This window comes from Arthrobacter sp. TMN-50, assembly GCF_054511125.1.
In genome coordinates, this window is record NZ_JBTNDG010000002.1 from 490,333 (window position 1) to 503,121 (window position 12,789).

Sequence of the window (12,789 nt, forward strand, 5' to 3'; positions counted from 1 at the left end):
CCATGAGCCTCTCTCTCGAACTCAGTCCCCCGTCCAGCGATTTCCCACTCGGCGTGCACCCGGGCCGAGGTCCGCGGAGCCTAAACGTCGCCGTGTATGCGCCGGGTGTGTCGGCCCTGGCCGTGCACTTCCTGGCCCAGGACGGCAGTTGGCATTCCTCAGCCCTCCCGGATTACACCGACGGCGTGCACCACGGGGTGGTGGACGGGCTCGCAGACTCCGCGCGGTACGCTTTCTGGCCGGTCGGCGCCGCCCGGTCAGAGACAACTCAGCTGCTCCTGGACCCCTACGCGCGGGCCCTCGACACGGTAGCTACGGCTGACGGTCCAGTCTACTGGTCGGTTTTCGTCGAGGACGGTAGTTTCGACTGGGGTGGTTCGGCCCCGCCGCGGACCCATTGGCGTGACACGGTGGTCTACGAAGCCCACATCAAGGGCCTGACGCAGCTGCACCCGGATATCCCCGCTGACCTCCGCGGCACGTACGCCGGCTTGGCGCACCCGGTCATGATCGGTTATCTCAAGGCCCTCGGTATCACGGCAGTGGAATTGCTCCCGATCCACTTCCATATCGACGAGCCACACTTGGGGCCCCTGGGGCTCACCAATTACTGGGGGTATAACACCCTCGGTTATTTCGCGCCTCAGCCCGGCTACGCCACTGAGGCCTCCCAAACCGCCGGGCCGGCGGCCGTCCAGGATGAGTTCAAGGGCATGGTGAAACTCCTCCACGAGGCCGGACTCGAGGTCATCCTCGACGTGGTGTATAACCACACTGCCGAGGGTCCGCCCGATGAACCGGCCCTGAGCTGGCGCGGCCTCGGCGACCAACAGTACTACCGCCACGGCGACGGCGGACGCTACCTGGACACCACCGGTTGCGGCAACACCCTCAACTTTGCCCATCCACGCGTCATTGCCCTGGCCCTGGATTCGCTGCGCTACTGGGTCGAGGAATTCCAGGTGGACGGTTTCCGCTTCGACCTGGCGGTGTCGATGTGCAGGGATGACACTCACACCTTCACCCCACGTCACCCGTTCCTCGTAGCGGTCGCCGCTGACCGCGCCCTCCGCGGAGTGAAGCTGATCGCCGAACCCTGGGATATCGGCATGGGCGGCTGGCAGACCGGCAACTTCCCGCAGGGCTGGGCAGACTGGAATGATCGCTTCCGCGACACGGTGCGTGACTTCTGGCTCACCGACCAGGCCAGTCTGACTGCCGGCGGCGACGCTGGCTCGGTGGCGCGCCTGGCCGGATGCCTGAGTGGTTCAGCCGACGTCTTCGGCCCGTCGGGGCGCACCTCTATTTCCAGCATCAACCTCGTCACCGCCCACGACGGGTTCACGCTTGCAGACCTGACGTCCTACAGTCGTAAACACAACGAAGCCAACGGCGAGCAGAACCGTGACGGTCATAACGACAACCGCAGCTACAACCACGGCATCGAAGGCCCAACCGACCAGGAGAGCATTTCCGCGGCCCGGTCGCAGACATCCCGGAACCTGATGGCCACCCTCCTGCTCTCCCTCGGCGTTCCCATGATCACCGCCGGTGACGAGTTTGGCCGATCCCAGCGCGGCAACAACAATGCCTACTGCCAGGACAACGAATTGGCCTGGCTGCACTGGGACCACGACGACGACGCCCAACACCTCCTCGAGCACACCCGCTCCCTACTCCGGATCAGGCGTGAATTTTTGGCCCATCAGCCCCACGGCTACCCGGCCCGGGACGACAGCTCCTACCTGCACTGGTTTAACCCGGCGGGCACGCCGATGACCCAGGACCAGTGGACCGCCCCGGCGTCGCGGACGGTGCAGTTGCTCCTCGGATCACCCAATGGGATCCTCGATGGCCTGGTGGTCATCAACGGTGGCCTAGAGGACACCAAAATCATCCTGCCCGGGCGGGACGCACTTAAGGACAGCGGGCTCCCCTCCATCACAAGATTCGAGCTGCGCTACACCACAGCAGCGGACCAGGACCGCCGGCGCGGGGCGCGAATAGGGTCGGGGGAGGCCGACGTTGTGCCCGCCAACTCCATCAGCGTCTACCGGATCTAGCTGCCCACGCAAAAGCGGCAGCCACCCCAGGAAACTCTGGTGCGACTGCCGCCGATGCTCAGCAGGCGTTAGGCCTGCAAGCTGTGATTATCTGGACGGGCTGCTACGCGTTGGCGACCAGGCCGAGCTCGGACTTCGACGCCAGGCTGACGTGCCTGGGAAGTACCCGTACCGTGTACCCGAAGGATCCCGAGTGATCAATCGTCACTCCGCCGGCGAACAGGTACCTTCCTGCTCCGAGGTTTTGAGACGCCTGCAAGTCGGCCAGGGCCACCTCGCTGAGTTCATCGCTTTCCGAGGCGCGTCCGTACGCCACCTCGACGGCGACGTCGTCGGGGGAGAGCGCGCCGAGCGAGACGTACGCGTTGACCGTCAGTGAGTCGCCGATCTGGGGATCTTCAGCGACACCGATCGAGTCGACATGCTCCACCTGAACCGCAGACCAGCCGTCGTTGATCCGTGACCGCCAGGCGGCAGTGTGCTTGGCTGCTGAATAGTCGGATTCAGCGGCCAGGCACCCGGCGCGCCAGGCCGGCTGGTACAGGTGACTAACGTAGTCCTGCAGCATTCGCTCGGCGGACACGGCAGGCCCAAGATTCGCCATGGTGTGCTTGATCATGGCCACCCACTGGTGCGGGACGCCATCGTGGGACAGCTCCGATGGCCCCGCGGCACCTGCACCTTCGGACCGTACGGTGCTGTAGAAGCGGGGAGCCACCTGCTCCTCCAGCAGGTCGTAGAGGGCCGACGCCTCAATGTCGTCGCGTTCCTCAGGGGACGCGTCATTGTTGGCCGTGGGGATGGCCCAGCCGTTGTCGCCGTCGTACATTTCGTCCCACCAGCCATCCAGGACCGACAGGTTGAGGCCGCCGTTGATCGCCGACTTCATGCCCGACGTGCCGCAGGCCTCCAGCGGACGCAGCGGGTTGTTCAGCCAGACGTCGCAGCCGGGGAACAGGGTGCGGGCCATCGCAATATCGTAGTTGGGCAGGAAGACGATCCGGTGGCGAACCTCCGGGTCGTCGGTGAACCGGACCAGATCCTGGATCATCCGCTTGCCCTGCTCATCGGCCGGGTGGGACTTACCGGCGATGACCAACTGGATCGGGTTGTCAGGGTGAAGCAGCAGCGCCTTCAGGCGGGCGGGGTCCCGAAGCATCAGGGTCAGCCGCTTGTAGGTGGGCACCCGGCGGGCGAAGCCGATGGTCAGGACGCCGGGATCGAGCACATGCTTGGTCCACGCCAGTTCGGCGTCTGCGGCGCCGCGTTTCTTCCAGGAGGACCGAAGCCGCTGCCGCACGTCGTCAATGAGGTTGGAGCGGAGTTGGCGGCGCAGGGCCCAGATGTCGGCATCCTCGACGTCGTACACCTTCGACCACTGGGGATCCAGGACCGACTCGGCGCCGAAACGTTCCATGGCGAAATCCGCGATCAGCGGATCCACCCAGGTGGGCACGTGAACGCCGTTGGTGACCGACGAGATGGGAACCTCGCTGGTATCGAATCCCGGCCAGAGCCCGGAGAACATTCCGCGGGACACCACCCCGTGCAGTTTGGCGACGCCGTTGGCACGCTGAGCCAACCGCAGGCCCATCACCGCCATGTTGAACTTGTTAGGGTCGCCGTCGACGTAGTTCTCTGCGCCAAGGGTGAGGACCTTCGCCGTCGGAACCGACGGTGCCAGGCCCGCGTCGAAGAAGTGCTCGATCTGGGATTTCTCGAATCGGTCGATTCCCGCGGGAACCGGGGTGTGGGTGGTGAACACGGTGCAGGAGCGGCCCGCGGTGAGCGCTTCTTCCCAGCTCATCGGCGACGCGTTGGACGGGTCCATCAGTTCACGGATGCGTTCGATGCCGAGGAACCCGGCGTGGCCCTCGTTGGTGTGGAAAACCTCGGGTGCCGGGGTGCCGGTCAGTCGTTCAAAGATGCGCAGCGCCTTCACGCCGCCCATGCCCAGCAGCAGCTCCTGCTGCAGTCGTTGGTCACCGCCCCCACCGTACAGCCGGTCGGTGACGTTACGGGCGGCCTCATCGTTGCCGGCCACGTTGGAGTCAAGGAGTAGGAGGGGGACGCGGCCGACGTCGGCCCGCCAGATGTGAGCAATCAGCTGGCGACCGGCGGGCAGCGGCAGGACCACCTTGGCTGGCGTGCCGTCCTCCTCGCGGAGCAGGGTCAGCGGCAGGCCGTCCGGGTCGAGTACGGGGTAGGTTTCCTGCTGCCACGCATCACGGGACAGCGACTGCTTGAAGTAGCCAGCCTGGTAGAGGAGACCGACGCCGATGAGCGGGACGCCGAGATCGGAGGCGGCTTTGAGGTGGTCACCGGCGAGGATGCCGAGGCCACCCGAATACTGGGGAAGGACGGCGCTGATGCCGTACTCGGGGGAGAAGTAGGCGATGGAGCGCGGGGCATCGGCGCCGAGAGACTGGTACCAGCGTGGCTCCGATAGGTAGCGGTCCAGGTCCTCGCCCAATTCCTGGATCCTGGCGACGAGACGCTCGTTGTCGGCGAGCTGGCTCAGCTGTTCGCGGGTCACGGAGCCAAGGAAAGCCACTGGATCCTGACCGCTCGCCTCCCACGCTGTGGGGTCGAGGTCGTGGAACAGGCGGGTGGTCGGCAAATGCCACGACCAGCGGAGGTTGCCTGCCAGCTTGCCCAGCGGGGCGATGCTTTCAGGGAGGACGGTACGGACTGTAAATCTGCGGATTGCCTTCACTCGGGAAAGGCTAGCGCATATTCCCGAGTGCGGGTCCGTGTGGAGCCGCGGATGAGAGCAAGTGAGACTAAACGTTTGCGTAAGGCCCCAAGCCCACTGTTAAATGCGCGGATGTTACGTCCGCGCGCCTTAGCAATCTCAGCAAATACTCGCTAACGTCTAACCTGTGACGACTTCAATCAAGCCACCACGTAAGGGACGCACCGCCAGGAAGCCGATAGACGGGGCTGATTTGCGGTTCGGACGAATTCCAATCACCCACATTTCTCCAGTGGTCGACGGCGGAGCTTTCCCCGCCAAAGCGATTCCGGGATCAGATGTCGCGGTGGGCGCCACAGTTTTCCGTGAAGGGCACGACCAGCTGGGAGTATCAGCGGTCCTGCTCTCCAGCAAAGGCAAAGAGGTGCAGCGGGTGCGCCTGGCACCGGTGGGTCAGGGACTCGACCGGTATGCCGGTCTGCTCCGCCCACCAGCGGCCGGCAACTACACCTTCGTCATCGAAGGGTGGGGGGACCTCTATGGCACCTGGCACCACAACGCTGAGGTGAAGATTGGGGCCGGCGTCGACGTCGAACTGATGCTCGCCGAGGGCGCAGCCCTGTTCGCCAACGCCGCAACGTCCCGGACTGGCAAGGATGCTGCGGCATTTACGAAGGCGGCGCGAATCCTTGCCAACACCGAACTCCCCGTGGCCGAGCGTCTCGCCGCCGGCGAGTCAGCCGATATTCTCGCCGCCATCGGTCGGGAACCGCTCCGCGACCTGGTCACCACATCGCAGCCGTACCGGATCCTGGTGGAGCGCGAGCTTGCCGGCCGCGCCTCCTGGTATGAATTCTTTCCCCGGTCCGAAGGGGCAACATATGACCCGGCCACGGCGCAGTGGACCTCGGGTACCTTCATCACCGCGGCTGACCGGCTCACCGGCGTCGCTGACATGGGGTTCGACGTCGTCTACCTCCCGCCCATTCACCCCATCGGGCGCACGCACCGCAAGGGACCGAACAACACCCTGACAGCGGGAGCAGGGGATCCTGGATCGCCGTGGGCCATCGGTGCCGCCGAGGGCGGCCATGACTCGATCCACCCCGACCTCGGTACGTTCGACGATTTCGACGCCTTCGTGGCGCAGGCCCGCGAGCTCAGCCTGGAAGTTGCCCTGGACCTCGCGTTGCAGGCCTCCCCGGACCACCCCTGGGTCACCTCGCACCCCGAGTGGTTCACCACCCGGGTGGACGGATCTATCGCCTACGCGGAGAACCCACCCAAGAAGTACCAGGACATTTACCCGATCAACTTCGACAACGATCCGGATGGCCTCTCCCGCGAGGTGCTCAGGATTGTGCTGCTGTGGATTAGTCACGGGGTGAAGATCTTCCGGGTGGACAACCCGCACACCAAGCCAGTGGTGTTCTGGGAATGGCTGATCAGGGAAGTAAATGCGAAGCACCCCGACGTCGTCTTCCTCGCCGAGGCGTTCACTCGCCCTCCGATGATGCACGCCCTGGGCCGCGCGGGATTCCAGCAGTCCTACACCTACTTCACTTGGCGCAACACCAAGACTGAGCTGGAGGAGTACTTCACGGAGGTCAGCAAGGTCAGCGCACCGTACTTCCGCCCCAACTTCTTCGTGAACACCCCGGACATCCTCACCGAATTCCTCCAGTACGGCGGACCGGCAGGGTTCAAGATCCGGGCGGCGCTCGCCGCAATGGCCAGCCCGCTGTGGGGGGTCTACGCGGGGTATGAACTGTACGAGCATGTGGCCCGCCCCGGCGCCGAGGAGTCAATCGACAACGAGAAGTTCGAGTACCGTCCCCGTGACTTCAAACGGGCCGAAGCCGAAGGCAGAAGCCTGGCGCCCTACCTGACCAGACTCAACCACATCCGCCGGGACCACCCGGCGCTAGGGGATCTTGAGAACCTGACACTGCACCACAGCTCAGACTCGGACACCCTGGTGTTCTCCAAGCACAAGGAGAACGTCGACGGAGACAGCTCAGCCAAGGACACGATCATCGTGGTGGTGAACCTTGATCCACACGGCGCGCGGGAAAGTACTGTCTCACTGAACCTTGAAGCCCTGTCCCTTGATCCAGAGGACTGCAATGAGGACGGCACCTTCTGGGTGGACGATCTCATCACCGGCCAAAGTTGGGTCTGGGGCACCCACAACTACGTCAGGCTGGACCCGCATGTGGAACCAGCACACATTCTTTACCTCAGGAGGAAGCCCTAGTGGCCAACCCGTTTCAACTCAACGCGCCCGGTCTCGCGCATGACCCACATTGGTACCGCAAGGCCGTATTTTACGAAGTTTTGGTGCGCGGTTTCGCTGACGCGAACGGTGACGGCTCAGGTGATTTCTCCGGCCTGATTGACAAGCTTGACTACCTGCAGTGGCTTGGCGTCGATTGTCTGTGGCTGCCCCCGTTCTTCAAGTCCCCGCTGCGGGACGGCGGCTACGATATCGCCGACTACTACAACGTCCTCGACGAATTTGGGACCATCAGCGACTTCAAGCGTCTGGTCGCCGAGGCGCACGCCCGGGGCGTCCGGGTCATCATCGATCTGCCGCTGAACCACACCTCGGACAAGCACCACTGGTTTGAGGAGTCCCGGAACGACCCAGACGGACCTTACGGCGATTTCTATGTCTGGAGCGATACCGACGAGAAGTACGAGGATGCGCGAATCATCTTCGTCGATACTGAAGAATCCAACTGGACCTTCGACCCTGTTAGGCGGCAGTTCTTCTGGCACCGGTTCTTCTCCCACCAGCCGGACCTCAACTTCGAGAACCCCAGGGTCATCGAGGCACTCTTCGATGTGGTGAAGTTCTGGCTGGATCAGGGCATCGACGGTTTCCGCGCGGACGCCATTCCGTACCTCTTCGAAGAGGAAGGAACCAACAGCGAAAACCTGCCGCAAACGCACGAGTTCCTGAAGGACCTGCGCACCATGGTGGATGAGAACTACCCTGGCCGCATTATCGTCGCCGAAGCCAACCAACTCCCCGAAGAGGTGGTCGAGTACTTCGGTGACGCCGAAGGCCCGGAATGTCACATGTGCTTCCATTTCCCGATCATGCCGAAGCTCTTCTACGCCCTTCGCGACCAGAAGGCCGCCCCGATCATCGACACGATGGCCGAAACGCCCAATATCCCTGCTGGTGCACAATGGGGCACCTTCCTTCGTAACCACGACGAGCTCACCCTCGAAATGGTCACGAACGAGGAACGCGAAGCGATGCTCGGTTGGTACGCCCCGGACTCAAGGATGCGTGCAAACGTTGGTATCCGTCGTCGGCTGTCACCGTTGCTCGACAATTCACGGGCCGAAGTGGAACTGATTCACGCCCTGCTACTGTCCCTGCCCGGAAGCCCTTTTCTTTACTACGGCGATGAGATTGGAATGGGTGACAACATCTGGCTCGAGGACCGTGACGCTTCACGGACTCCGATGCAGTGGAACCCTGACCGCAACGCGGGGTTCTCGACGGCGGACCCCGGAAAGCTGTATCTGCCCGTGGTGCAGTCGCTGGTCTACCACTACAACCACGTCAACGTCGAAGCACAGCTGGCCAGCTCGAGCTCCCTCCTGCACTGGATGCGGCAAATGCTGGCCGTGCGCCGATCGCACCCCGCCTTCGGTCTTGGCACGTACCGCAATGTGCCGACCGAGGCGGAGTCCGTCCTGGCGTTCATCCGCGAGGTGGAGGTCGACAACGCTGAGGGTGAGCAGCCCGAGGTAGTGCTCTGCGTGTTCAACCTGTCGCAGCACCCCGTCGCCGCGCAGCTGAACCTTCCGGAATACTCCGGACGGGGCCTTCGAGACCTTTTCGGCGGCACCCCGTTCCCCGCATTCGGTGACGATGGTGCCCTCACGCTGACGCTCGGTAGCCACGACTTCTTCTGGCTCCGCCTGCGTTCGACCAGCTCGAACGTTGCTTCGCCGCACACCGAAGCCCTTCCTGTCATTCAAGCCCCGGAGGCCATAAAGTAATGCCCAAGCTGACGCCGACCTTTCCCGAACTCCTTGCTACCTGGCTCCCCGGTCAACGGTGGTTTCCTGCCAAAGGCCGGGAGTTTGAACTTCGAAGGGTCGGCGGCATCCGGCTGGAGGACCCGACCGGAAAGGTGGGGCTTGACGTTCACCTGATCGCCGTGGATTCCGGCCACCGGCGGGACGTCGTCCAGATCCCGTTGAGCTACCGCGATGCCCCGCTTAAGGGCGCCGAGGCCGCACTGATCGGCGAGGCCGAACACTCCGAGCTGGGCCACCGTTGGATCTACGACGCCACCCATGACCCAGTCTTCGTTACTGCCTGGGTGGAACTAATGCGCTCGGGCGGTGTCACCGAGGACGGACGGACCAAGGGGCATCCGTTAGGTTCGTTTGCCACAGAGAAACCGTTCACTGAGACCCTTCCGTTGACGGTGCTCAAAGGCGAACAATCGAACACCTCGGTGGTGGTGCGGACGGAATCTGGTCCAATGATTGTGAAGTTTTTCCGGGTGCTCGCGCCAGGGGAGAGCCCCGACGTTCAGGTGAGCGCCAAGCTCACCGACGCTGGATCGGTTGACGTGCCAGCCACCTTCGGTTGGGTGACCGGAGGCTGGGAAGATACGGGCGCCGCCGGTAAGCAGTGGTTGACCGGCCACCTCAGTGTGCTCCGCGACTTCATCGACAACAGCACCGACGCCTGGCGCACCGCATCGGTTGCAGCTGCCGATAACACCAACTTCACCGCTGAGGCGCTCGAATTGGGTCGGGTGACTGGGCGAATTCATGCCCAGTTGGCCAAGGCATTCGGAAGCCGTGCAGCGACCGACCGCGAACGCGCTGAGTTCATCGAAACCCTGGTGCAGCGCATCGAGTGGGCCTGGCAGGAGGCACGGGATGCGGTCGGACCTCTCGAGGATGAGGTGGCGAAAATCATTGGACGGATCCGCGAGGTAAAGACTTTGCCCGAGCTGCAGCGCATCCACGCCGACTATCATCTGGGTCAGGTCATCACCTCGCCGGATGGGACCTGGCTGGTGCTGGACTTCGAGGGCGAGCCTCTGCGTCCCGCCGCCGAACGCAGCGTCCCCGATGTGGTGCTGCGCGACGTCGTCGGGATGATGCGTTCACTCGAGTATGCCGGTGCGGCAGCCGCCCACGGCAACAATGCTGCAACAGCGAATGCCGATCAGTGGACGGCGGCTGCGGGCGCCGCGTTCGCTGCCGGCTATCAGGAGCAGACCGGAACCCAGGTCGACGCGGACGACCCCTTGTTCCTCGCGCTCTGGCTGGACAAGGCGCTTTACGAAGTGGTTTACGAGCTGCGGAACCGCCCCGACTGGGTCGATATCCCCGTGCGCGACGTGCGCCGGGCACTCGCTCCTGTCACGGTCAGCACCGACGCAGCCACCCCCGATGCCGTCCCCAATCCTGACACCGCCTCCACTCCACGGGGACGCATCGAACACTCGGTTGACGTGCTGCAGCCAGTGTCCGAGGGGCGCTACCATCAGCCCCATGCCGTGCTGGGTGCCCACCTCGATGGGCACGGGCTAGTGACCATCCGCACCTTGCGGCGTCTCGCCCAGCGCGTCACCGTAGTGACCGGCAACGGGCGGACCGAGCTGGAACACGAACACAACGGCATCTGGGTGGGCACGGTCGAGGCAGAAACCGCTGGACACGTCCCCGACTACCGGTTGGAAGTGACTTACGACGGCGAGCCGCAACTGGTCGACGACCCGTACCGATTCCTGCCCACACTGGGTGAGATCGACATGCACCTGCTGGCCGAAGGCCGGCACGAAACCCTGTGGACTGCCCTGGGCGCCCACGTCCGCCACTATGCGTCGGTGCTTGGCGACATCAACGGGGTGAGCTTCGCAGTGTGGGCTCCCAACGCGCAGGCTGTCCGGGTCAAGGCTGACTTCAACGGCTGGGACGGCTCGGTGAACGCTATGCGGACACTCGGCAGTTCGGGGTTCTGGGAAATCTTCATTCCCGGTGCGGCTGCCGGGTCCCGCTACAAGTTCGAGATCCTCGGCAGCGACGGCCAGTGGCGTGAGAAGGCCGACCCAATGGCCCGCGGTACCGAGATCCCACCCCTTACCGGCTCGCGGGTGGTCGAATCCCGCTACACCTTCCAGGACGACGAGTGGATGGCAGCGCGGGCCGCCACCGATCCACACAACGGACCAATGAGTGTGTATGAGGTGCACCTGGGCTCGTGGCGGGTTGGGTTGAACTACCGCGAACTAGCCGAGCAGCTGACGGAATATGTGCAGTGGCAGGGCTTCACCCACGTGGAGCTGATGCCTGTTGCAGAGCACCCCTTCGGGGGCTCCTGGGGCTACCAGGTGACGTCCTACTATGCACCCACCTCACGGTTCGGGCATCCGGACGACTTCAAATACCTGGTGGACAGGCTGCACCAGGCGGGAATTGGCGTCATTATGGACTGGGTTCCAGCCCACTTCCCGAAGGACGAGTTTGCTCTGGCCAAGTTCGACGGCGGCACCCTGTACGAGCACGGCGATCCCTTCCTTGGCGAGCACCCCGACTGGGGAACACTGATCTTCGACTTCGGCCGCCGTGAGGTAAGGAATTTCCTGGTCGCCAACGCACTGTATTGGTTGGAAGAATTCCACATTGACGGGCTTCGCGTAGACGCGGTCGCGTCGATGCTCTACCTGGACTACTCCCGTGAGGAAGGTCAGTGGGCTCCGAACCGTCGCGGGGGCAGAGAGAACCTCGAGGCGATCGACTTTCTGCAGGAGGTCAACGCCACCGCCTACAAGCGGGTCCCCGGCATTGTGATGATCGCCGAGGAATCGACGTCCTTCCCCGGAGTCACCCGCGCCACCAACACCGGAGGCCTCGGGTTCGGGCTGAAGTGGAACATGGGCTGGATGCATGACTCCCTGGAGTACATGGCTGAAGACCCGGTCAACCGCGGATACCATCACGGCAAAGCCACCTTCTCGATGGTCTACGCGTACACCGAGAACTTTCTCCTGCCGATCAGCCACGACGAAGTTGTGCACGGCAAGGGATCCCTGCTGCGGAAGATGCCGGGTGACCGGTGGCAGCAACTCGCAAGCGTGCGCGCCTACCTGGCGTTCCAGTGGGCGCACCCCGGTAAGCAGCTGATCTTCATGGGCACCGAATACGCCCAGGAATCCGAATGGTCGGAACAGCACGGTCTGGACTGGTGGCTTTCGGATACACCGGCCCACAAGGGCGTGCAGCATCTGGTTCGGTCGCTGAACGGCATTTACCGAAACACGCCGGCACTCTACGTCCGCGACAACGATCCATCCGGCTTCCAATGGATCGACGAGAACGACGGCGCCCGCAACACCCTGTCCTTCATCCGTTGGGATGGACAAGGCAACCCGTTGGTGTGCATCGCCAACTTCGCCGGTGCACCGCACGAGGGATTTCGGGTGGGACTCCCCTGGTCTGGTGAGTGGGAAGAAGTACTGAACACCGACGCCGAAGAGTTTGGTGGATCCGGTGTGGGGAACATTGGCGGCGTGAACGCAGTCGAAGGACCGTGGAGTGGACAGCCTGCGTACGCTGACCTCCGGGTACCTCCACTAGGGGTGGTGTACCTGGCTCCGAAAAAGGCCTAGATCGGTGCGGGGCCGGGCTTTTCGAACTGGCCCCGCAACCCGATTTACAACCCCGGCCGAAGGGTGCTAGAGTTTATATCCGCGCTGGTCGAGGGAATCGACCGGCTGACAACCACCAGAACTACGGTTCGTCTCCGAGTGCACGATGGCCCAGAGATTGGAAGATCAGCCGATTTGACCCAAAGATGATCAGCGGGTAAGTTTGAAAAGTTGCTCCGGAGCGATGATGGGACTGTTTGGTTCTGTTTGGTGCCGGGTGTGTCTGTTGTTTGAGAACTCAATAGTGTGCCATGTTTGTTGATACCGATTGTTTTATTGATTGGTTGAATTTGGCTGCATGATGCCGTTTTGGTGGTGTTGTGTGGTTGTTTTT

5 protein-coding genes are annotated in these 12,789 nt (G+C 63.3%); 4 read left to right on the plus strand and 1 reads right to left on the minus strand.

Annotation, left to right across the window (positions count from 1 at the left end; genetic code table 11):
- The first annotated feature begins 2 nt into the window (after window positions 1-2).
- Window positions 3-2,063 carry a glycogen debranching protein GlgX gene (gene glgX, locus ACX80A_RS06315; RefSeq protein WP_459258814.1) on the plus strand — a complete coding sequence of 687 codons (2,061 nt, stop codon included), beginning with the start codon at window positions 3-5 and terminating at the stop codon, window positions 2,061-2,063.
- Window positions 2,064-2,166: 103 nt separating this feature from the next.
- Here the strand turns inward: glgX and glgP are convergent, their stop codons facing one another.
- Entirely contained in the window at window positions 2,167-4,779 is a 2,613-nt protein-coding gene (gene glgP / locus ACX80A_RS06320; RefSeq protein ID WP_459258815.1) for an alpha-glucan family phosphorylase, read from the minus strand.
- 178 nt (window positions 4,780-4,957) lie between these two features.
- Here glgP and ACX80A_RS06325 point away from each other — a divergent pair, with 178 nt between their 5' ends.
- From ACX80A_RS06325 to glgB, 3 genes are read left to right on the plus strand one after another with little or no spacing between them, the layout of a single operon-like run.
- On the plus strand, window positions 4,958-7,015 hold the full coding sequence (locus ACX80A_RS06325) for an alpha-1,4-glucan--maltose-1-phosphate maltosyltransferase (protein ID WP_459258841.1): 2,058 nt from the start codon (window positions 4,958-4,960) through the stop codon (window positions 7,013-7,015).
- Window positions 7,015-8,781: a maltose alpha-D-glucosyltransferase gene (gene treS / locus ACX80A_RS06330; protein ID WP_459258816.1), complete on the plus strand. Its 1,767-nt coding sequence runs from the start codon at window positions 7,015-7,017 to the stop codon at window positions 8,779-8,781. The genes ACX80A_RS06325 and treS overlap by 1 nt, the downstream gene beginning before the upstream one ends.
- Window positions 8,781-12,416 carry a 1,4-alpha-glucan branching protein GlgB gene (gene glgB / locus ACX80A_RS06335; RefSeq protein ID WP_459258817.1) on the plus strand — a complete coding sequence of 1,212 codons (3,636 nt, stop codon included), beginning with the start codon at window positions 8,781-8,783 and terminating at the stop codon, window positions 12,414-12,416. The genes treS and glgB overlap by 1 nt, the downstream gene beginning before the upstream one ends.
- The last annotated feature ends 373 nt before the right edge of the window (window positions 12,417-12,789 follow it).